General features: G+C 71.3%; 19 protein-coding genes. 10 read left to right on the top strand and 9 right to left on the bottom strand.

Annotation, left to right across the window (positions count from 1 at the left end; translation table 11 throughout):
* The first annotated feature begins 150 nt into the window (after window positions 1–150).
* Complete coding sequence (locus OG210_RS09820; RefSeq protein WP_328330422.1) at window positions 151–342, top strand: thiomuracin/GE37468 family thiazolyl RiPP peptide; 192 nt, start codon at window positions 151–153, stop codon at window positions 340–342.
* A 194-nt stretch (window positions 343–536) separates the two neighbouring features.
* Here OG210_RS09820 and OG210_RS09815 read toward each other — a convergent pair whose 3' ends face one another.
* Window positions 537–761 carry a hypothetical protein gene (locus tag OG210_RS09815; RefSeq protein ID WP_371535835.1) on the bottom strand — a complete coding sequence of 75 codons (225 nt, stop codon included), beginning with the start codon at window positions 759–761 and terminating at the stop codon, window positions 537–539.
* 268 nt (window positions 762–1,029) lie between these two features.
* On the opposite strand from OG210_RS09815, the gene OG210_RS09810 reads away from it, so the two are divergent.
* The 7 genes from OG210_RS09810 to leuE all read left to right on the top strand — a co-directional run bounded on the left by OG210_RS09810 (window position 1,030) and on the right by leuE (window position 8,252).
* Window positions 1,030–1,452 carry a DUF6003 family protein gene (locus tag OG210_RS09810; RefSeq protein ID WP_371535832.1) on the top strand — a complete coding sequence of 141 codons (423 nt, stop codon included), beginning with the start codon at window positions 1,030–1,032 and terminating at the stop codon, window positions 1,450–1,452.
* A gap of 505 nt (window positions 1,453–1,957) precedes the next feature.
* The gene (locus OG210_RS09805; RefSeq protein WP_328330428.1) at window positions 1,958–2,407 is read left to right on the top strand and encodes an ATP-binding protein; all 450 of its coding nucleotides are present in this window, start codon (window positions 1,958–1,960) and stop codon (window positions 2,405–2,407) included.
* A 325-nt stretch (window positions 2,408–2,732) separates the two neighbouring features.
* Entirely contained in the window at window positions 2,733–3,077 is a 345-nt protein-coding gene (locus OG210_RS09800; RefSeq protein ID WP_328330430.1) for a hypothetical protein, read from the top strand.
* A 394-nt stretch (window positions 3,078–3,471) separates the two neighbouring features.
* Complete coding sequence (locus tag OG210_RS09795) at window positions 3,472–4,146, top strand: RNA polymerase sigma factor (protein ID WP_328330432.1); 675 nt, start codon at window positions 3,472–3,474, stop codon at window positions 4,144–4,146.
* Window positions 4,146–5,177 carry a hypothetical protein gene (locus tag OG210_RS09790; protein ID WP_328330434.1) on the top strand — a complete coding sequence of 344 codons (1,032 nt, stop codon included), beginning with the start codon at window positions 4,146–4,148 and terminating at the stop codon, window positions 5,175–5,177. Before OG210_RS09795 ends, OG210_RS09790 begins: the two co-directional genes overlap by 1 nt.
* A gap of 640 nt (window positions 5,178–5,817) precedes the next feature.
* Window positions 5,818–7,416, top strand: coding sequence for a methylmalonyl-CoA mutase family protein (locus OG210_RS09785; RefSeq protein ID WP_328330436.1), 1,599 nt, complete (start codon window positions 5,818–5,820; stop codon window positions 7,414–7,416).
* A 176-nt stretch (window positions 7,417–7,592) separates the two neighbouring features.
* Entirely contained in the window at window positions 7,593–8,252 is a 660-nt protein-coding gene (leuE, locus tag OG210_RS09780; protein ID WP_328330438.1) for a leucine efflux protein LeuE, read from the top strand.
* A gap of 85 nt (window positions 8,253–8,337) precedes the next feature.
* Here leuE and OG210_RS09775 read toward each other — a convergent pair whose 3' ends face one another.
* The 8 genes from OG210_RS09775 to OG210_RS09740 all read right to left on the bottom strand — a co-directional run bounded on the left by OG210_RS09775 (window position 8,338) and on the right by OG210_RS09740 (window position 17,917).
* Window positions 8,338–9,246: a class I SAM-dependent methyltransferase gene (locus tag OG210_RS09775; protein WP_328330440.1), complete on the bottom strand. Its 909-nt coding sequence runs from the start codon at window positions 9,244–9,246 to the stop codon at window positions 8,338–8,340.
* Between the two features lie 169 nt (window positions 9,247–9,415).
* Window positions 9,416–10,510 (bottom strand): NAD(P)-dependent alcohol dehydrogenase, encoded by a 1,095-nt coding sequence (locus tag OG210_RS09770; protein ID WP_328330442.1) that lies wholly within the window; start codon window positions 10,508–10,510, stop codon window positions 9,416–9,418.
* On the bottom strand, window positions 10,507–11,934 hold the full coding sequence (locus OG210_RS09765) for an aldehyde dehydrogenase family protein (RefSeq protein ID WP_328330444.1): 1,428 nt from the start codon (window positions 11,932–11,934) through the stop codon (window positions 10,507–10,509). Before OG210_RS09765 ends, OG210_RS09770 begins: the two co-directional genes overlap by 4 nt.
* 8 nt (window positions 11,935–11,942) lie before the next feature.
* Window positions 11,943–12,719: a (5-formylfuran-3-yl)methyl phosphate synthase gene (locus OG210_RS09760; RefSeq protein WP_328330446.1), complete on the bottom strand. Its 777-nt coding sequence runs from the start codon at window positions 12,717–12,719 to the stop codon at window positions 11,943–11,945.
* Window positions 12,720–12,949: 230 nt separating this feature from the next.
* Window positions 12,950–14,038, bottom strand: a complete 1,089-nt coding sequence (locus OG210_RS09755; protein WP_328330448.1) for a hypothetical protein — start codon at window positions 14,036–14,038, stop codon at window positions 12,950–12,952.
* A gap of 275 nt (window positions 14,039–14,313) precedes the next feature.
* On the bottom strand, window positions 14,314–15,570 hold the full coding sequence (locus OG210_RS09750) for an acyltransferase family protein (protein ID WP_328330450.1): 1,257 nt from the start codon (window positions 15,568–15,570) through the stop codon (window positions 14,314–14,316).
* Window positions 15,567–16,937, bottom strand: a complete 1,371-nt coding sequence (locus OG210_RS09745; RefSeq protein ID WP_371535824.1) for an alpha-2,8-polysialyltransferase family protein — start codon at window positions 16,935–16,937, stop codon at window positions 15,567–15,569. Before OG210_RS09745 ends, OG210_RS09750 begins: the two co-directional genes overlap by 4 nt.
* Window positions 16,934–17,917 (bottom strand): glycosyltransferase family 2 protein, encoded by a 984-nt coding sequence (locus tag OG210_RS09740; RefSeq protein WP_328330452.1) that lies wholly within the window; start codon window positions 17,915–17,917, stop codon window positions 16,934–16,936. The genes OG210_RS09745 and OG210_RS09740 overlap by 4 nt, the downstream gene beginning before the upstream one ends.
* Before the next feature lie 187 nt (window positions 17,918–18,104).
* On the opposite strand from OG210_RS09740, the gene OG210_RS09735 reads away from it, so the two are divergent.
* Both OG210_RS09735 and OG210_RS09730 read left to right on the top strand, forming a co-directional pair.
* The gene (locus OG210_RS09735) at window positions 18,105–19,520 is read left to right on the top strand and encodes a DUF6716 putative glycosyltransferase (protein ID WP_328330454.1); all 1,416 of its coding nucleotides are present in this window, start codon (window positions 18,105–18,107) and stop codon (window positions 19,518–19,520) included.
* The gene (locus OG210_RS09730) at window positions 19,520–20,767 is read left to right on the top strand and encodes a cytidylyltransferase domain-containing protein (RefSeq protein ID WP_371535820.1); all 1,248 of its coding nucleotides are present in this window, start codon (window positions 19,520–19,522) and stop codon (window positions 20,765–20,767) included. Before OG210_RS09735 ends, OG210_RS09730 begins: the two co-directional genes overlap by 1 nt.
* Window positions 20,768–20,771 lie beyond the last annotated feature (4 nt).

Below are 20,771 nucleotides of genomic sequence, written 5' to 3'. Positions count from 1 at the left end.
GCTGCGCCCGGGGCCTCCGGGCGGCCGACACTAGCGGAGCCAAATGGTCTAGTCCATCCCCTTCACAGTTCCCAACTGTCACGCTAATGTCCGAACTGGGCGCCCGAACATGTCTGTTGATGCTCCATTACGTTCGAAAGGAGGGCTTTGATGAACGAGAACACCAACGGCTCACCGTCGCTCGCTGCCGCGGTGGCCGACCTCGCGCTGGACCTCGACCTGGGCTCGCTGGCCGGGGACGAGCACAGCCAGTCGCTCACGGCGGGCCACGGCATGACGGAGGCGAGTGCGTCCTTCTGCTGCGCTCCGCCGCCGAACTGCTGTAACTGCAGCTGTTCCTGAGCAAGTAGCGCGTGCCGGGCGGCGGACACCCTGCCCGGCACGCGCGTCGGCTCCGTCGGCCCCGGCCGGCCTTGGCCTTCCGAGCCGTCCGAAGCCGCCGCCTGTCTCGGTGCGCGCACTCCGTGCCCGGCTTCGCGCCCCGTTCCGCAGGCTGCCCGGAAGGAAGTCAGATCCGTCGGTGGTTGGTGGAACCGTCAGAACAACCCCGGGATCCAGCGGTTTCGGCGTTCTTCCTCGAAGAGGTGAGTGTCCTCGGCGGTTATGTGCAGCGGGGCCGCCCACACGGTGGCGAGCGACCGTTGCGGGCAAGACAGCGAGATCCGCGGGGTGTGCGGGACGACGCGGTTGGTGCGGGCGGTGATGTCGTTGCCTCGGATTGCCTCGCTGTCCTCCGCCACATCATCGGTGACCAGCGCCAAGAGCCCTGAAAGCAGCCGTTTCACAAGGGATTTGACGTCTCGCATACGACGTCGACGAGGCATGTCATCTACCGTCACCACCGACGACGGAGCAGCGCCGTTCTTCTTACCGGGCTCGCGTCAGCCTCCGGAACATTACAACCCCGCCACTGAAGCGGCGGGGCTCTGTCCTGTGCACCACGGTCGTTGCGAGCGGGCGTGGTTGTTGCGGCAGGGGCGCTAGCATCAGTGGGCCGCTGATGTCCCATCGAAAAGGCGATTCCGCGCTATGGCCGATGACGCTTATTTGTTCCTCCTCCCCGACCGGCATCCTCAGCTGGGGGCAGCCCTTGCTGCCGTCGGCATGGTGGAGTGCGCGGAATCACCAGCCGTACACGGCTGGCTGCAGGCTCACAATGTCTCCGCCTCTTCCGAGCGGGTTCGGATCGTCCCCGCCGACGCGGAGAGACTTATCCCTGAGGACGCAGAGCGCCTGCCTGTCCCCCTGAGCGAGGAAGAGATCCTGCGGGTCGGGAAGGAGTGTGCGCCCCAGTCCGTCACGGATATGGAGAGCGAGTTGCTGGAGTTCCGGGAGACGACCCAGGACTGGGAGGGGCTGGTCCACCGGGCGCTTACCGCAGGGATTCCCGCCCCGCGCATCGTCCAGCTGACCGGTCTGGACCCGCAGGACATCGGCCGTCTGACCGTGTGACCTCAGCGGCGAAAAGCGGCCACCGCGTGGATCGGCTGAGCCGCCGCGGGTGTTTGTTGCGGGTGATGGCTCCTGCGCCGCAGAGCTACTCCGGTATGCGTTCGCCCTCAGGGCGAAACCGGCCTGGGCGCCGCCTACAACAGCGCCGCCCCCCGGCTCGGATTCGACCTCGGCGACTTCACCGGCCGGGTACGGGTGGCGTCTGACTCCGTTCGACGTGGCGGTGACGCAGCGCTTCTTCGAGCTGGTCTTCGAGGATGACGATGCGCCGGTCCGCTTCGGACTTCGAACCTGCACGCACGCCAGTTCATGCATTAGGTGAAAAATCTCACCAGAACAAACACCGAATTTCTACTGTGGCCACAATCGATTTCCTCCGAAGCGGAGAACGGGCCTTCTATGGCACCTGCGCGAGGGAACCTCATGTGCCGCGAGCGTGAAAGCCAAAGGGCCGGGCAGAAGCACTGTTCAGCGACACAACCGACAACAGTGGGGTGGATCGCGCATGAACAGCACGAAAACGACCGGAACGGCAGCTCCCCCGACCCTCGCTATCGAGGGCGACAGCCCGGGCGGCATCCCTCGCGCCCGCGACGCAGCCCGCGCCTTCGCCGAAAACCTCGACCCTTCCCTGGACACTGAAATGGCGGACACTCTCGCCCTGGTGGTCTCGGAACTCGCCACCAACGCACTGCGCCACGGTGGCGGCCGCTACACCCTCCGCCTCACCGTCACCCCTGAAGCGGTGTGCCTCGCTGTCAGCGACCCCAGCCCCACGCCCCCGCGCGAACGCACCCCTGACCTGAACGGCGGGACCGGGGGCTTCGGCTGGCACATGATTCGCCGCCTCACCGACAGCGTGACCACCACGCCCGGCCCCGGGCAGGGGAAAACCATGCACGCCCGCCTTACACGACGCCTGCCGACAAGGACAGCACCGTCGCCGCACCGCTGACAGCAACCGTGCAGCCATGCCCCCGTCCCTCTCCCGGAGAACCCCTCCACGGAGGCCGTGTCCACGCGCCAAAGCCCCGAACCCGGTGCGACTGACCGGCTATGTCGAGTCAGCGCGGTCGGGTTGGTGTTGAGCTCGCGCAGGCCCGACGGCACCCTGGTCCTCACCGTTCGCATCACCGAACGGGCTCAGACGTCGTCCTATGCGGGTGTGTGAGTCGGGGAGTTGGGTAGGCCGATTGTTCTTTCCCTGAGCACAACAGGAGTGGTGGGGTCGGTAGCAACTACCGCCCTGAAACGACGAGTACGAGTGGTGAGCAACTAGCATGACTGAACCCCCTGCCCCTGCCGGCAAGTACATCTTCGGGCCCGGAGTTGCGGAGAAGTACACAGAACGGCAGGTAAATGGCTGCGTCTCCGTCGTGTGGGGCGTTTGCGCGCTGAGCGCCAGCGCGTACATCGCATGGAAGCTGTCGGCGCACCACCAGCTGTCGCCTGTACTCCGCGCCGTGTTGGTAGCGGCAACAGCACTCGTCGTCGGTGGGGGCGCCGCGCTGATCTCCGGTCTGTTGGCGCGGCGCGGAACGGAGGACAAGCGGGTCGCGCAGCACCGCGGGGAGTACGGAATCGAGGAGAGCGACAACGATCCGCAAGGGGACGCCGAGCGATGAGTAACCGTGGAGGACTGCGCTGCCCGGACCGCGCGGGACGGGTACCTGCTCCGCGCGGACGGGGTCAGGCCCGGGGGCCCGCAGGACGCCGGCCAGGTCAGTGCACGGTGGCGAAGCCGGGGCGGTGCGGAACGGGAGGACGACCGGGGCCGCCACCCCCCACAGGAGAGGCCCCGGTCGTCGTCCGCGGGAGCCGCGGTACGGTCCCGTATCTCTCTCAGCGCCGAACGTGCGTTTTCTGTCACACCGCGCAGAGTCAGCGCGTTGTCGCAGGTCGTACAAGTCGTGGACGTGGGCCGGGCACAGGCCGTAGCGTGACGGATTGCGCAAAGCGGCGCGACAGTGGCGACCAGCTGCACAGTGGGGGAGCGGTGCGGCAGGACAGGTTGAGGGAGTGCTGGGGGACGACGCGGAGCTGACCACCGCGGTGCTCGCGGCGCAGGACGGGGACGAGGACGCCTTCCGGACTGTGTACCGCGCGGTGCACCCGCGACTGCTCGGGTACGTACGGACGCTGGTCGGCGATCCGGATGCCGAGGACGTCACGTCCGAGGCGTGGCTGCAGATCGCCCGCGACCTCCGGCGGTTCAGCGGCGACGCGGACCGGTTCCGTGGCTGGGCTGCCCGGATAGCCCGTAACCGCGCGCTCGATCACATACGGATGCGGGGCAGGCGCCCCGCGGGCGGCGGCGACGAGTCCGAACTGGTGGCGGAGCCGGGTGACTCGGACACCGCGGGAGAGGCCATCGAAGCCCTGGCCACCGGCCGTACGATGCGGCTCATCGCCCAGCTCCCGCAGGACCAGGCCGAAGCGGTGGTGCTGCGGGTCGTCGTCGGCCTGGACGCGAAGAGCGCCGCCAGGGCGCTCGGCAAGCGGCCCGGTGCGGTGCGGACCGCCGCGCACCGAGGGCTGAAGAAGCTCGCCGAACTGCTCGGCCCCGAGGCGGGCCCGCACGGACTCGACGCCGTACCCACGCAGCGCTCCTCACGCGAGGGGTCGAAGCAAGAGGGGCCGAAAGCCGCGGTCGGTGTGACGCATTCGCGTCCGTGGACGCAGAAGGACATGTGATGGCCGACGAGCGGTGCGAATGGCTTGACAAGGACACGGCTGAGCGGCTGCTGAGCGGTGGGCCTGTCGGCGCCGTCGACGATCAGGCGAGGGCGCAGGCCGCGCGGCTGCACGCCGCGCTGGACGGTGCGGTGCCGTCGGCCGGCTGGGCCGAGACCGATGAACTCCCCGGCGAGAAAGCGGCGTTGGAGGCATTCCGGCTGGCCAGGGACGGCGGCGCGGACGCGCTCGGACCGCTGCGGCGTAGGGCGCAGGCGCAGGAACCGGCGCGGGCGTCGGCCGCCGGTCGCTGGGGCCGGCCGGTGCGGTTCAGTGTCGCCGCCCTGGTGGCGGGCTGCGCACTGAGCGGGGTGGCGGTCGCCGCGGGGACCGGCATGCTGCCTTCTCCCTTCGGCCGCAGCGAACCGATGCCCGCCTCGTCCGTTTCGTCCGCCGCGACACCGCGGCCGCTCATCTCCGGATCCTCCTCCGGTACGTCCGCCAGCGCCTCGCCGGGGCCGGACAGCAACAGCCCCGGCAGCGGGAAGCCCGGCTCAGGACAGCACAGCCCGCGGACCTCGCCCCCGGCGAGCGAGCCCAGCGGCGACGCGAGCGACGGGGACAGCGGCAAGGGAGAGGGCAGTCGGCACGGGACCCCGTCCGCAGGCAACGGGCGGGGTCCCGGCGCCGGAAACCAGGGCCGGCCGACGCCGCCCGGAGGCAGCCACCAGCCGGGCGCCGGGGTGTTGCACAAGCTGGCCTCGGCCTGCCGTGACTACCGCGCGGGCCGGGGTGGCGCCGAGCGCAGACGGGCTCTGGAGTCGAAGGCCGGCGGCGCGGCGAACGTCGAGAAGTTCTGCGGACGGGTGCTGGGCAACGGCGGCTCCGGCGGCCACCGGGTCTCGTTCACGCCCCCGTCTCCGCTCACCCCCGCCGCCCCTGCCACGTCTCCCGCGCCGGCGCCCTCCCTGTCGCCCGGCCCCTCGCCGACGCTGGACCTTCCGGCTTCGCCCTCACCGAGCGACGGGAACGGCGCAACGGCGAACGGCTGACGGGCTCGTCGGGAACGGCTGACGGGCTCGCTGGAACCGCCTCCGCAACGGCTGCTTGGCTCGCTGGGAACGGCTGACGGCCTCGCCGGAACCGGCTCCGCCGCTGTGACCGATCGCCTCCGCCGCCGTATCCGACCGGCTTGACCGCCGCATCCGACCGGCTCCGCCGCCGTACCGATCCGCGGGTGTGACACTTTCCGGGAGCCCGGCGCAGTAGAGAGTGAGCCGACTGGTCATCGGCCGCGTGTGAGCCGGGGTTCCCCCCGTACCTTCGGCTCCGCGCACCCGGCGCGGGTGGGTTACGTTCCCCCGGACCCACCCGCGCCCCCAACCTTTCCGAGGAACTCCCGGGAGCCCTCGGGAGCCCTCGGGCTCACCGGTCCCTTCACCTGTACACGACCACCTCTTTCTTCTCTCTCTTCGCTCTTCTCGCTTCAGCGTTCTTCTCCGGCCTCGTACCGGGTGATTCCCCCTCCGGGCGCCGCGAAGCCCATGCTGTGAGCAAGGTCCCAGCGTGTGCGTCTCCACCCGCTGCACCCCCGCCGCTACAGTCCGTCGCGAGAGCCAGGGCTTACTGCGAGGTAACTTTCCGGAGCGGCTTTCCTGGTGGGCAACCTTTCAATGCGGGAGGCAGCAGCAGATGGCACGCGAAACCGGCAGCGACCGGCTGACCGAGAGCGGACTTCCGATCGAGCCGGTGTACGGCCCCGACACGCGGGACGGCTGGGACCCCGCCGAGAAGCTGGGCGAGCCCGGCGCGTACCCCTTCACCCGGGGTGTGTATCCGTCGATGTACACGGGCCGGCCCTGGACCATGCGCCAGTACGCCGGTTTCGGTACGGCCACCGAGTCCAACGCCCGCTACAAGCAGCTCATCGCCCACGGGACGGCGGGTCTGTCCGTCGCGTTCGACCTGCCGACGCAGATGGGCCACGACAGCGACGCCGCCATCGCGTCGGGGGAGGTCGGGAAGGTCGGGGTCGCGATCGACTCGGTCGACGACATGCGGGTGCTGTTCGGCGGGATCCCGCTGGACCAGGTCTCCACGTCGATGACGATCAACGCCCCGGCGGCCCTGCTCCTGCTGATGTACCAACTGGTCGGCGAGGAACAGGGCGTGGCCGCCGACCGGCTGACCGGGACCATCCAGAACGACGTCCTCAAGGAGTACATCGCGCGTGGGACATACATCTTCCCGCCCAAGCCCTCACTGCGGCTGATCGCGGACATCTTCAAGTACTGCCGGGCCGAGATCCCCCGCTGGAACACCATCTCCATCTCCGGATACCACATGGCGGAGGCGGGGGCCTCGCCCGCGCAGGAGATCGCGTTCACGCTCGCCGACGGCATCGAGTACGTACGGACCGCCGTCGCCGCCGGGATGGACGTGGACGACTTCGCACCCCGCCTCTCCTTCTTCTTCGTCTCGCGCACGACGATCCTCGAAGAGGTCGCCAAGTTCCGTGCGGCACGCAGGATCTGGGCCAGGGTGATGCGCGAGGAGTTCGGCGCGAAGAACCCCAAATCGCTGATGCTGCGCTTCCACACACAGACCGCGGGCGTCCAGCTCACCGCCCAGCAGCCCGAGGTCAACCTGGTGCGGGTCGCCGTCCAGGGTCTCGCGGCGGTCCTCGGCGGTACGCAGTCACTGCACACCAACTCCTTCGACGAGGCCATCGCCCTGCCCACCGACAAGTCGGCCCGGCTGGCCCTGCGCACCCAGCAGGTCCTCGCGTACGAGACGGACGTCACCGCCACCGTCGACCCGTTCGCCGGCTCGTACGTCATGGAGGCGATGACCGACGACGTGGAGGCGGCGGCCCTTGCGCTGATGGCACGGGTCGAGGACATGGGCGGTGCGGTGAGCGCCATCGAGAACGGTTTCCAGAAGAGCGAGATCGAGCGCAGCGCCTACGAGATCGCGCAGGAGACCGACAGCGGCGAACGGGTCGTGGTCGGCGTCAACCGCTACCAGATGGACACCGAGGAACCGTACGAACCGCTGCGCGTCGACCCGGCCATCGAGGCCCAGCAGGCGGCCCGGCTGGCCGCGCTGCGCGCCGACCGCGACCAGCCGGCCGTGGACGCGGCGCTCGCCGCGCTGAAGAAGGCGGCCGGGGGAACGGACAACGTCCTGTACCCGATGAAGGACGCGCTGCGGGCACGGGCCACGGTCGGCGAGGTCTGCAACGCGCTGCGGGACGTGTGGGGGACGTACGTACCGGTCGACGCTTTCTGAGGTGCCGAGGAGCTGCCGAGGAGGTGCCGAGGGGGTGCTGCGGGGCTGCGGGGCCGAGGGGCTGAGGTGCGGTGGTCCTGCGGCTCTGAGGCTCTGAGGCGCTGGTGGCCGCTCCGGGTTTCCGGGGTGCTGAGGGTCACTCCCGCACTGTCGTACCCGCGTGCGAGACTCGGTCCATGCTCGGTGTCACGGATCTCCCGACCTATCTCGCCGGCCTCGCGCTGATCATTCTGCTGCCGGGCCCCAACTCGCTGTATGTGCTCTCGGTTGCCGCCCGGCGTGGCGTCCGTACCGGATACACGGCGGCCGCCGGGGTGTTCTGCGGGGACACCGTGCTGATGACGCTCTCCGCCGCCGGGGTCGCCTCGCTGCTCCAGGCCAATCCGCTGCTGTTCGGTCTGGTGAAGTACGCGGGCGCCGGTTACCTCACGTATCTGGCGTTCGGCATGGTCCGCACCGCCCGGGGGCTCTGGCGCGACCGGCGTGACCGGAGCGAGCCGGCCGCGGAGTCCACCGACGAGCAGGCGACCGCGCTGGAGCGGCCGTACCGCAGGGCCCTGGTGGTCAGCCTGTTCAACCCGAAGGCGATCCTCTTCTTCATCTCCTTCTTCGTGCAGTTCGTCGACCCGCACTACGCCTACCCGGCGCTCTCCTTCGTGGTGCTCGGCGGGCTGGCGCAGCTGGCGAGCTTCCTGTACCTCACCCTGCTGATATTCGGCGGCACCCGCCTCGCCGCCGCCTTCCGCCGCCGCAGGCGTCTCTCGGCCGGGGTGACGACGGCGGCGGGCGCGCTCTTCCTGGGCTTCGCGGTGAAGCTCTCGCTCAGCAGTGTGTGAGACAGCGAAGTGAGCAGAGGCAGCGAAGGGAGCAGCAGTGTGAGGTAGCGGAACAGTCCCTCCACTGCCGCTCCTGACCGCCGCGTCACCCCCGGGGCTTGTCCGCGAACACCCAACGGTTGCCCTGCAGCGCGTCGTTCGGCTCGGGCAGCGGGCCGCGGCCGTGGCGATGGGTGAACTGGAAGGGGGTGTGGACCGATGTGGACCAGCCCCTGCTCCCCAGCCGGCCCGCGGAGTCGGGCCGTGGCGCCCGGTCGAACAGGTCGAGAAGGTCGATGCCGATCTGCTGTTTCGTGGAGGTGTAGAGCGGGCTGTCGCGGTGTTCCAGCAGGTCCTTGTCGAGCTTGACCTCGAACCCCAGGGCGCTTCCCCCGGTGCTCAACCGGTCCACTGTGTCGATGAGGTGGGTCTCGGCGGTGACGGGCAGGTAGAACAGCAGCCCCTCGGCCAGCCAGACGCTGGGCGCGGCCGGGTCGAAGCCCGCGCCGGTCAGTGCTCCGGCCCAGTCGGCACGCAGGTCGACGGGGGTCGGTACCCGCGTGGCCTTCGGGGTGGCCGACAGCCCGCCGAGCACCTGGTGCTTGAAGGCCAGCACGCCTTCCCTGTCGATCTCGAAGATCACGCAGCCGGGAGGCCAGTCGAGCCGGAAGGCCCGCGTATCCAGCCCCGCCCCGAGCAGGACGACTTGACGGGCACCCCCGTCACGAACCGACCGCAGCAGGAAGTCGTCCATGACCCGCGTCCGCAGACCGAAGTAGCGGGCGAAACGCCCCCACAGCGGGTCCGCGTCCCCGTCCGGGACCTGTCGCAGGCGGACAGGCCAGCCCGCGCACGCCGGTGCGGCGCGTACGAAGTGCTCCGCGTAGACGTCCTGCGCCAGGCTGTCGTGGCGGTGGGTCTCGATCGCCCGTGCCGCGGCGACCAGGAGAGCGGTCAGACCGACACCCCCCGCTACGCCCTCCGCACTGGTGCTCCGATGTGCTGTGCCGGTCATGCGTCCTCCGTTGGTACGAGCAGGGACCACGAAAAGCGGGAAACAGGGATCGTGTGCCGGTCGGTCAGCCGGTCGGTCAGCTGGTCGGTCAGCGGGTTGGTCAGCCGGTCGCCCAACAGGCCGGTCAGCAGGGCAGTGGGGCGCTCACCGTCCCCCCCACCCCTCCCTCCTACGGAATCAGTACGGGTTTCACCACGCGGCCCGCGTCGCAGTCGCGTTCGGCCTCGTTGATGTCGGCGAGCGGGTACGTACGGATCAGCTGGTCGAAAGGGAACAGCCCGGCCTGCCACAGCCCGGTCAGCCGTGGAATCAGCAGCCCCGGTACCGCGTCCCCCTCACAGATGTGCGAGATCCTGCGGCCCCGGTCGAGCGCCCCCGGTTCGAGCGGCAGCGTGGTGTGGAGCCGTGCCACCAGACCGAGGTGGCCTTTCGGGCGCAGGGCCCTGAGCGCGTCGTTGATCAGCCGGGCGGAGCCCGTGGTGTCCAGGGCGTACCGCGCACCGCCGCCGGTGAGTCGCCGGATGCGGTCGGGCAGGCCGGGCGATGCGGCGTCGAGCGGGATCGCGTGCAACCGCTCGGCGACGGCCAGCCGTTCCGGGTGCCGGTCGACTGCCACGGCCACCGCTCCGGCGGCGGTGGCCGCCATCACCGCGGCCAGGCCCACCGCGCCCGCGCCGAACACCGCGAGGGTGTCACCGGGACGGACACCGAAGGAGTTGAGGACCGCTCCGGCGCCGGTGAGGAAGCCGCAGCCGAGTGGTCCGAGGAGTTCGACGGGCAGCGAGGGATCGACCCGTACGGCGTTGCGGGCCGGGACCATCGCGTACTCGGCGAACGAGGACTGGCCGAACCACCGGGGGGCCAGTGCGCCCCCGGCCGCGTCGGTGAACCGGCCCGCGTTCTCCCTACGTCCGCCGAAGAGGTTGAGCGAGGCGAAGGAGTCGCAGTAGGCGGGGGCCGCGGCCGTGCAGTTCCGGCAGTGCCCGCAGGAGTCGAAGCTCAGCACGACGTGGTCGCCGGTGCTCAGGCCGGTGGCCGGGCCGCCGGTCCCCACCACGACTCCGGCCCCCTCGTGGCCGAGCACGGCCGGCAGCGGTGAGCGGCCGGCCGAACGCCGGACCGCGAGATCGGTCCGGCACATCCCGCAGCCCGCGATCCTGACCAGGACCTCGCCGTCGGCCGGCCCGGTGGTCAGGACCACCTCCTCCAGGGCGAAGCGGCTCTCGTACGAGCGCAGTACCGCCGCGCCGAACCGCGTCGTCACGCCTCCTCCGGGCGGTGCACGACGAACGGCCTGAGGTTTCCGTAGAGCCCCCACGGCCCGCCCGCGACGCCGACTCCGCTCTCCTTGATGCCGGCGAAGGGCTGGGCGAGGGAGAGTTCGGCGTGGTGGTTGATCCAGGCCGTGCCGCACTCCAGTCGGCCGGCCACCTCCTCGGCCCGGTCGAGGTCGGTCCCCCACACCGAGCCGCCAAGACCGAACCCGGTGCCGTTGGCCGCGTCGACGGCTTCGTCGAGGCTGCTGTACGGCAGTACGGGCAGGACCGGGCCGAACTGTTCCTCCGTCACCAGCGGTCCGGCGGGCGGCACATCGGACAGAACGGTCGGGGCAAAGAAGTAGCCCGGCCGGTCCAGCCGGTGGCCACCGGCCGCGGCCCGGGCGCCGTCCGCCAGGGCCTGGGCCGTGCAGCGCTCGACCCGTGCCAGCTGGGGGGCGTTGTTGACCGGCCCCAGCTGCGTGCCCGGATCGAGCCCGGCCCCGACGACGACGGTCCTGGCGTGGTGGGCGAGGGCCTCGACCACCTGGGAGTGGAGCCGGGCCGGGGCGTACACCCGCTTGACCGCCATGCAGACCTGCCCGCAGTTGCGGAACGCCGCCCAGAACAGCCGCTCCGCGATCCGCTCCACGTCCACGTCGTCCAGCAGGACCGCGGCGTCGTTGCCGCCCAGCTCCAGGGTGACCCGGGCGAGCGAGGCGGCCGCGCCCGCCGCGACGGCCCGCCCGGTCGGCACCGAACCGGTGAAGGTCACATGACGGATCCCCGGGTGGGCCGCGAGACGGGCGCCGAGGGGTTCATGACCGGTGACGACGGTCAGTACCCCCTCGGGGAGTGCGGTGGACATGACGGACGCCAGCAGCCGGGTGGCGAGGGGTGTGTACGGGGAGGGCTTGAGCACCACCGTGTTGCCCGCGGCGAGTGCGGGCGCGAACTTCGCCGACGCGAGCTGGAGGGGGAAGTTCCACGGGACGATCGCGGCGACGGGCCCGAGCGGGCGCCAGCGGACCTCGCTGCGTACCGGCCGACCGTCCGTGATCTCCTGCGGCCCGGGGAACGGTCCGGGGAACGGCCCGGGGAGCGGCTCGGCGAAGTAGCGCAGCCGGGCCGCCGCGCGGGCGACCTCGGCGTAGGAGTCGGCCAGGGGTTTGCCCTGTTCACGGGTGAGCAGCGGGGCGAGGCCGGCTCCGGCCGCCTCCACCGCGTCGGCAGCCGTGAGCAGAGCCTTGGAGCGGGCTAGGGGGTCGGCCCGCCAACTGAGCCAGGCCTCGTGAGCCCGCTCGACGACGGCGTCCAGCTCGTCCGGGTGCTGGGCCGGGGCCTCGGCGAAGGGCGTACCCGTCGCCGGGTCGAGGACGGCGAAGCACTCACCGCGGGGCGCCGGTGCGCGACCGGGGCTGCTGGTCGGCATGCCGGCGGTCAGTTCGCGGTCGCGGCGGTCGCCGTGTGTTCCCGGGCATTCCGGTCCATCTCCGCGCGGAAGGCGGCCACCAGGTGCGGCTGGATTCTTCCCGTTCTGCGGTCCCCTCCCTCGCATACCGCCCCGCGTACCCCCACGATGTCCGTGCCGATGCGGGTCAGCACACCGAGGTCGCCCACCTTGACGCTGCCCGCGAGCGCGGCAAGCAGCCCGGCCCCGTGGGCCAGCCCGACGAACTCCGCGCAGACGTCGGGCGGGACATGGTCGAACAGCCGTGTCCCGTCCTTGATCGCGGTGTCGAGCATGGCCGCGTCGGAGCCGGACCGGCGGGCGATGTCAGGCAGTGAGAGCGGGTTGACGCAGCCGATCCGGTGGGCGTCGGCGTACCCCGAAGCGACCACGAACGCGTCCGGCCGGTAGTCCTTCACCGCCCGGACGACCCCGCACATGACGTCGACGGCCTGCTCGGGCGTCGTACATCCGTAGAGGCCGACCTTGATGTACGTGGCCCCGGAGACCGCTGCGCCGAGCGCCGCCTGGGCCACCGTGCCGGGCTTGTACGGTGCGTCTCCCACCGTGGCGGACACCGGCTTGTCCGCGGGGACCGCGTCACGGATCTCCCTGATGACCCAGGGGAAGTTCGCACCGAGCGAGCCCTCTTCGGGCCTTTTGACATCGACGATGTCGAGGTGTTCCGCCGCCTTCACACAGTCGAGGGCCTCTTCGACACTGTCGGGGGAGATGAGAAGCAACACCGTGGATTCCTTCCACCGCATGTCCACCTGCCGAAGGACAGGTATGCGGAGTCGCGTGGATCCTGGAGCACGTGCGGTCCGCTCATCATTACGGCGGCCCGTGACGCCGGGGAGGGCGCGCGGAGTGCCGGACGGGTCACTGCCGTCACTTCCTCACGCCCCCGGCGCACCGGCGGCGGCCACGACGGTTCACGTCGTGTGCCGCACTCCCCGGTCCCACTCCGGGCCACCCGCCGGTGGCCACACCCGGGTCAGGCGATCGACGGATCCGACTCCTCGCTCACCGTCCAGGACGGGCCGTCCGGGAGGGCCCGGCTTGCAGTGCCGGCCCCCCGCAGCGCGAATGTGCCGACCGCGCCCGCGGCCAGGGCGCACAGGAGCCAGACGAGCAGGGCGGGCAGCCGGCCGGGGCCCCAGTAGAGGACGGGCGAGGCAATCAGCGCGGCCAGCAGGGCGCCGCCGAGAATCCGGCCGTGAACAGGCGTGCGGAACTTGGCGGTTCGCGGCAGCCGCCGGCCGGCCCGCCGGGGACCGAGCTGCTGGGTACTGGTCAGATACCGGCGTGCCTCGTCCGGATCGGCGAGGCCCATGAACATCTCACCGTTGTCAGCGACGAACGCGGCAGGCAGTTCCCCCTCGATCAGCTTCCACCGCAGCGGCCAGCAGATCCAGCCCTCCTGGCCCGCGAAGCGCACGGCCGCCCGGGCGACCTCCTCGTCGGGACCGGACAGCCTGATCTCGTGTCCACCGTCGCGGAGGACGAGCCAGTGGTACTGCGTGACGTCCTGCTCGCCCGGCCTGTCGCCCCGCTGCAGGAAACGCATCCGGACGGGTTCCCCCACCACGACGCGCGTGGCGTGCAATTCGCCCCCGCCGGCGTCTTCCCTCAGTACCCGGAGCTTGCGGTGTGCATCGGCCTCGCTCGTCTGCCGGCGCGCGAACAGGAGCGCCTTCAGGGTCACCAGGATGACCAGGAGGACCACGACCCCGGCGAGCACACCGCCGGTACCGGCGGCCAGCCGGGCGAGCGCCAGCGGGGTCAGCAGGAGGAGGACCGCCCCGGCCGTACGGCTCCTGTCGCGGGCGGGCCGCGGGAGCCGGCCCGGCAGCGGCGGCACCGCGGACTGCTGCCCGGCCGGGGGTGCCGCGGTGAAGCGTGGTGCCACGCGGCAGGCAAGGGCCCACGCCCCGGCGGTGACGGCGGCCGCCCCGAGGGCCGACAGGATGTCCCAGCGCGGGGCAGGCGCGTCGTACCGTACGAAGACCAGAGCCAGGGCTACAGCCGCGCAGGCCAGGGCCGCGCTGCCGAGCACACGGGTGAGCAGGGTGGAGCGTCGCATGGGTGTCCTTCACCGGGGCAGGGGAGCCGGGGTGGGGAACCGTCTCGCGAAACGAGCGTAAGCGGGTACGTACGGGCCGCTGGCTTCCGTGGTGGGACGTGGGGCGGCACACGTGGGCCGGGCCATACGGGGCGTATCAGTTTCGCCCGTGCTCCCGGATAAGTAAAGGTGCCTTTTCCGTCACCGCGATCCCACGCCGGCTCGCCGGGTGACGCGCCAACCGGCCGCACATTCCAGCCCAGTTGGCCGTCACCGGCTTCCCGGGGAACCGACCCTCAACCGGCCCTCCTGGACAGCGCGCCCCGCAGCAGCGGCGTCAGCCTGTTCTCGACGTAGCGGTTGAGCAGCCAGGCCAGCCCCAGCATCAGCGCGACGGTCAGGACGAGCGTCCCGTACGAGGGGATCCCCAGCTTCCGGTGGAGTACGGCGACCACCACCCAGCCCAGATGCTCGTGCACCAGGTAGAAGGGGTACGTCAGCGCCCCGGCGACCGTCAGCCAGCGCCAGTCGGCCCAGCGGAAGAAGCCGAGTGCCACCGCGCCGACCAGCACGAAGCCCAGCGTGACCACGGCGATGATCACCGTGGTGTGCCGGTAGGAGAAGAACGCGGGATCGGCCCGGTGCCACAGACCGGCGACCGCGTAGTGCTGGCCGATCGCCCAGCTGACGCCGGTCACGCCCCAGGCGATGACGTCCCGGCGGTCGCGGTGCAGGAGGTAGAGACCGATCCCGCCGATGAAGAACGGCGCGTACTCCGGCATCAGCACCATGCTCAGCATCGGCTGGTGCACCGCGTCGGTGATCGCGGCGGCCAGCGTCCACACCCCGCAGAAGACCAGGATGCGCTGCCGGTTGGCGCCGGGCAGCACCACGCAGAGGGCGAAGAGCGCGTAGAAGCGCAGCTCGGCCCAGAGGGTCCAGCACACACCGAGGACCCGTTCGGCGCCGACCGGCTGCTGGAGCATGGTGAGGTTCACCAGCGCGTCGCTGGGCGAGACCGTCCGGTACGCGACCCAGGGGAGGGCGAACGTCGCCGTGACGATCACGATCGCCGCCCAGTACGCCGGGTAGAGGCGGGAGACCCGGGAGGCGAAGAAGGAGCGCAGCGGCCGGCCCCAGCCGCTCATACAGATCACGAAACCGCTGATGACGAAGAAGATCTGCACACCGAGGCAGCCGTAGGCGAACCACTCCGAGAGCGTCGGGAACTGGTGGCGGGGCGACCCGCCCCAGGCCCTGCTGATGTCGCCGTCCCGGCCGCCGTAGTGGTACGCGGCGACCATGAGGGCGGCGACCAGCCGCAGCCCGTCGAGCGCGCGCAGCCGGCCGCCCGCGCGTACGGGCCGAACGGGGCCCGTACGCGCGGCGGGTATCGGCAGCGGCCCGTCGGATCCGGGCGGGTCCGGTACCGGCAGCGGTGCGGCGGTGGAGCCGGACGCGGGTGCGGGCCCGGTGTCCTGGTCGGGGGCCGCCGCGGACACCGGCGCGGGGACAGCGGCGGGGAGTGGCACGGAGGCCGGGGCCGGTGTCATCCCAGGGCAACTCTCTTGAGGGAGCGGGCCCGCCGGGCCACCCGCCGTACCGTCGCGTTGCGCGGGATGAAGGCGAGCTGGGCGGGCAGCGCGCCCGGCAGCCCCAGCACGGTCAGTCGGCGACGCTTGAAGTAGCGCCAGGTGTGGGCGTCCAGATGGCGGCTCAGATACGCCTCGGCCGCCGGACGCAGATCGGGCCGCAGCTGCGGCTGCATCGCGAAGCCGACGGCGGCGACGAGCCCCGGCAGATCGCCCGCGGGCGCGGCCCCGGCGTTCCCCAGACCGGGCAGCAGCGCGTCGACGATGGTCACCGGGACACGGTTGCTGTTCTGGTACGGGGCGAGCCGGTCGAGCAGCAGCTCGGTACCGGTGCGCGCGACCGGGATCCCGTAGAAGGCGCTCGCCGTCAGCAGCGCGGTGGAGAAGCAGCCGACCACCAGCGCCGGGTGCGTCCGTTCGTACAGCGCCTCGGCGAGCAACGGCTCGTCCACCACGGTCAGTTCGGCGCCCAGCTGCTCCGCCTCCCGCTCCAGCAGCCGCGACCAGCGGGCCGGCGCCGTCGGGTGCGGCTTGAACACGACCGTGCGGTGGCCCAGCGCGACCGCCCCGCGCAGCATCCGTACATGGAGGTCCTCCTCCTCCTGCGGAGTGAGGATCTCCAGCGCCGAGAGGTACTGGCCGAGCAGCAGCGCCGGAGGCTCCGCGCACTCGGGCAGGCCCGTCGCGGACGCGGCCAGCTCGCCCAGGACCTTGCGGAAGGCGGCGTCCGGCACGATCTCCGGCTCGACCCCGAACTCGGCGAGCAGCAGCGGCTTCAGACCGGGCACCAGATCCAGATGGAGCAGCCGCCGGATCCGGGTGCCGATCAGCGGATCGATCTTGTTGCGCGTCGGTCCGTACGACATCAGCCCGTCCGCGTACACGGTGACCGGCGCGTCCTGGAAGAGCAGGGCCAGCGCCTGGGCCGGGTTGACCTGGATGGACTCGACCGCCAGCTCGATCCGGTCGTCACCGAGGTCCCAGAGCAGCCTCAACTGCCTTTCCCAGAGCGGGATGTCGTCGTTGCGCGGCGACCAGCCGCCCGGGTGCAGCGGGTCGATGGTGTCGTTCCAGGAGAGCACGCCGTCGAACCGGTCGCGCAGCTGCTCGAAGCCGGGCATCGCGTCCAGCGCGGGGGTGGTCTCCGGGATCGCCGCGTTGTTGCTGACCAGCAGCAGCCGCCGGTCGGCGGAGTCGAAGCAGCCGCTGTCGATGGCGGCGGCCAGGGTGGCGGCCCCGTACAGCGTGGAGGCGTAGAAGATCTGCGTCGTGCGGGGCGCGCGGGGTGTGGGGGGCGTACTGGATCCACGGGCGGGTGACGTCGTCACGCTGCGGCCTCCGTCGTCAGCGAGGCCGGACGGCGGCGCAGCCGGCGCAGCCGCGAGGCGCGCGCGGTGTCCATCGAGTCGAGCGCGTCGCTCAGCAGATCCTGCGGCATCCGTTTCAGCGCGGCCGCGCTGAGCGTCCGCAATTTACGTGCCACGGCTGGTTCGAACCTTTCGATGGAGCCCAAGTGGTGCGAAATAATCGCGCAATAGGTGCGCACGGCCTTGGGAAGAAGGAGATCGGCTTCCGGGTCTTTCGATGTTTCGTCGATAACCTGGTCGAATGCGCGGATGAAATCGAGCTGGCGCACATCGCCGATCTGCGTGAGGGACGAGGCGACACCGCGCCGGTAGAACATTCCCAGCAGCCCGAGTACGGCGAATGATTCCGCTTCCCTGTGCAGCCGCCAGATCCACGGGCGGTCCTCGGCGGTGCGCAGCCCGTGGGTGAAGTGCAGCAGCCCGCGGTCCAGCAGCCTGCGGTGGTACATACCGGCCCAGGCGTACGCGTAGTCGACCGGGGTGGAGCGGTCGGCGGGCAGAATCACCTCGCGCGGAACGGTCACCTCGCCGCGCCTGCCGTACGGGACCCGGTGGACCGTCCGCGTGCTGCCCGTGCACTGCACATGGTCGGTGCGGACGAAGTCGCAGCCCAGCGCCTCCATACCGGCGAGCAGCCGCTCGTAGTACCCCGGGGCGAGCCAGTCGTCCCCGTCCAGGAAGGTGATGTATTCGCCGCTCGCCGCGTCGAGCCCGGTGTTGCGGGCGGTGGCGAGTCCTCCGTTCTCCCGGTGTCTCAGCAGGACGGCCCCGGGAAGCTCGCGCTCCGCACGTTCGAGGATCTCCGGGGTCCCGTCCGTCGAACAGTCGTCGACGAGCAGGAACTCGAAGTCGTCGCGTGCGTTCGCGCGCAGGCTTCTGAGGGTGTCGGGGGCGTATGTCTGCACGTTGTAGAACGGCACGATGACGGAGAGCTTAACCACCTGCGTGACGCTAAGAGGCTACCCGGCATTTGCCCTGAAGCCCGGTGGGATGGCAGGTGAACTGAATATGGCGGAACAGTGAACCGGTCAGTCCCGTTCACCGTTCCCCCCGCTGTCGGCCCGCTGTTAACCCTTTGTTGCGGCTGAGTTGGGCCGCCGAACCGAATGCCTTTCTACCTTCGTCGTTGTGCAAGCAAGTACCAGCGATGTTCTCCGCGTTGCCGTGATCGCCGATTCCGACACCCGTTGGAAATGGGGCGCCCTCACCGCACGCCGTCTCTCCGTAGGGGACGCCAGGCTCAGCGGCTTTCTGCTGCGCGGCCGGGCCACGCCCACCCCGCGCCAGCTCGCCGAGGTGGGTGCCGGTGTGGACACGGCCGCCGTGCAGGAGGTGACGGGGGCCGAGTTCCTCCGGGCCGTCGAGCGCGACCGCTACGACGTGGTCGTCCTCGCACTCGTCGGCGGCGCCGTCCAGGCGATGCTGCACGGACTCGCCGCGCTCGGGAGCCCCGGGGCCGCCGCGGAAGAGGGGGCGACCGCAGCCGGGACCGCCGCAGCCGGGACCGCCGCAGCCCGGACCGCCGGAGAGGGGACCGCCGCACTCGGCAAGCCGGCACGGCGGCCCGTCGTCGTCACCGGCTACGTCGGCGTGGTCTACGAGAAGCTGGCCGACGGACTCCTGCTGCGGCACGGCGCCGACGTGGTCCTCGCCAACTCGCCGCACGACGCGGAACGGTTCCGCGCGGTGTACGAGGGTGTGGGCGCCGACGCGTCCGCCGTGACCGGGACCGCGCTGCCGTTCCTGGGCGGGACGCCGTACGCGGGGGGCCCGTTGAAGACCGTCGTCTTCGCCGCCCAGCCCTCCGTCCCCGCCTCCCGCGAGGGCCGTACGTATCTGCTGCGCCGTCTGGTCGAACACGCCCGGCTGCACCCGGACCGCGAGGTGCTGCTCAAGCTCCGTTCCCAGCCCGGCGAGCACACCACGCACATCGAGGAACTGCCCTACCAGAAGCTGGCAGAGAAGCTCCCCGGCGGCCTGCCCGCCAACTTCCGCCTGGTGTACGGGCACATGGGCGATGTGCTGGACCGCACGGACCTGCTGGTCACGGTCTCATCGACCGCAGCCCTCGAGTCCCTGCACCGGCGCATCCCCACCGCCGTCCTCACCGACCTCGGTATCCGCGAGGCGCTCGGCAACCACCACTTCCTCGGCTCGGGCTGCCTCGCCTCCTGGGACCAGCTGGACTCCGGGGCGAGCCCGGAGGCCGACCCCGCCTGGCTGGCCCGGCAGGGGGTGGCGGCCGGGGGTCCCCCCGCCGAGGGAGGGGCGGACGACACGGCCTTCGACGCCGTACGCGAACGGATCGCGCGACTGCTCCTGGAACCCCGGCTCCCGCCGATCGAGCCCTACTACACCCACGTCACCGCGCCCGGATACCTCCCCGGCATCCTCGCCCGCTACCGCCTGGACGCGGCCCCCGCCGCCGGGACCGGCGGTGTACGGCGAGTCGTACGCGACGCCGTACGGGACGCGGCGCGCGGGGCGTACCGCCACGGCGTCCAGCGCGTGGCCCCCGTCATCCGCCGCATGGGAGAACTGTGATGCCCACCGAAGCCACCGAAGCCACCGAACCGGCCGGACCCACCGCCCCCGCGGCACAGGCCAGGGCCCCCCGGGTCCTGGCCGTGATCCCGGCCCGTGGGGGATCCAAGGGCGTGCCGGCCAAGAACCTCGAAGCGGTCGGCGGCGTACCGCTGGTGGCCCGCGCGGTCCGCGCCTGTCTGGGCGCCCGTCACGTCACCGACGTCGCGGTGTCGACGGACGACGAGCGGATCGCGACCGCGGCCCGCGAGGCCGGCGCCGACGTGGTGCTGCGCCCCGCCGAGATCGCCGGGGACACGGCGACCAGCGAGGCCGCCGTACTGCACGCGCTCGACACGTACCCCGGTACGGACGTCGTGCTGCTCGTGCAGTGCACCAGCCCCTTCCTCACCAGCGAGGAGATCGACGGGGTGGCGGCCGCGGTCGCCGGGGGCGGCGCGGACACCGCGCTCACCGTCGCCCCCACGCACGGTTTCATCTGGCGCGAGGAACAGCGCGCCGACGCCGACGGCGGAGGCACGGACACCGCCGGGGTCAACCACGACAAGGCGTTCCGCCCCCGCCGCCAGGACCGCCCGCAGGACTACCTGGAGACCGGCGCGGCGTACGCCATGAACGCCGGGGGCTTCCGCGCCGCCCGGCACCGCTTCTTCGGCGAGACCGCCCTGGTCCGTACCGACCCGGCCCGCGTCCTGGAGATCGACGACCCGCACGACCTGGCCCGCGCCCGCGCCCTCGCGCCGCTCCTGGACGTCCGTACGCTGCCGGGCCGTGACGACGTCGACGCCGTCGTCCTGGACTTCGACGGCACCCAGACCGACGACCGCGTCCTCATCGACTCGGACGGTCACGAGATCGTCGCCGTCCACCGCGGCGACGGCCTCGGTATCGCGGCGCTCCGCGACACCACGGACCTCAAACTCCTGATCCTCTCCACCGAGCAGAACCCGGTCGTCGCGGCCCGCGCCCGCAAGCTGCGGGTGCCCGTGCTGCACGGCATCGACCGCAAGGACCTCGCACTCAAGCAGTGGTGCGAAGAACAGGGTGTCGCGCCCGAGCGCGTGCTCTACGTCGGCAACGACGTGAACGACCTGCCGTGCTTCGGCCTCGTCGGGTGGCCCGTCGCGGTCGCCCAGGCCCACGACGCCGTACGCGGCGCCGCACGCGCGGTCACCACCACCCCCGGCGGCGAAGGCGCGATCCGCGAGATCGCCGCCTGGCTCCTGGGCCCCACCCTCAACAAGTAAGGAA

Origin of the sequence: Streptomyces sp. NBC_00466 (assembly GCF_041433995.1) — a bacterium.
Lineage (GTDB): Bacteria > Actinomycetota > Actinomycetes > Streptomycetales > Streptomycetaceae > Streptomyces.
This window is presented reverse-complemented; position numbering and strand designations above follow the sequence as displayed.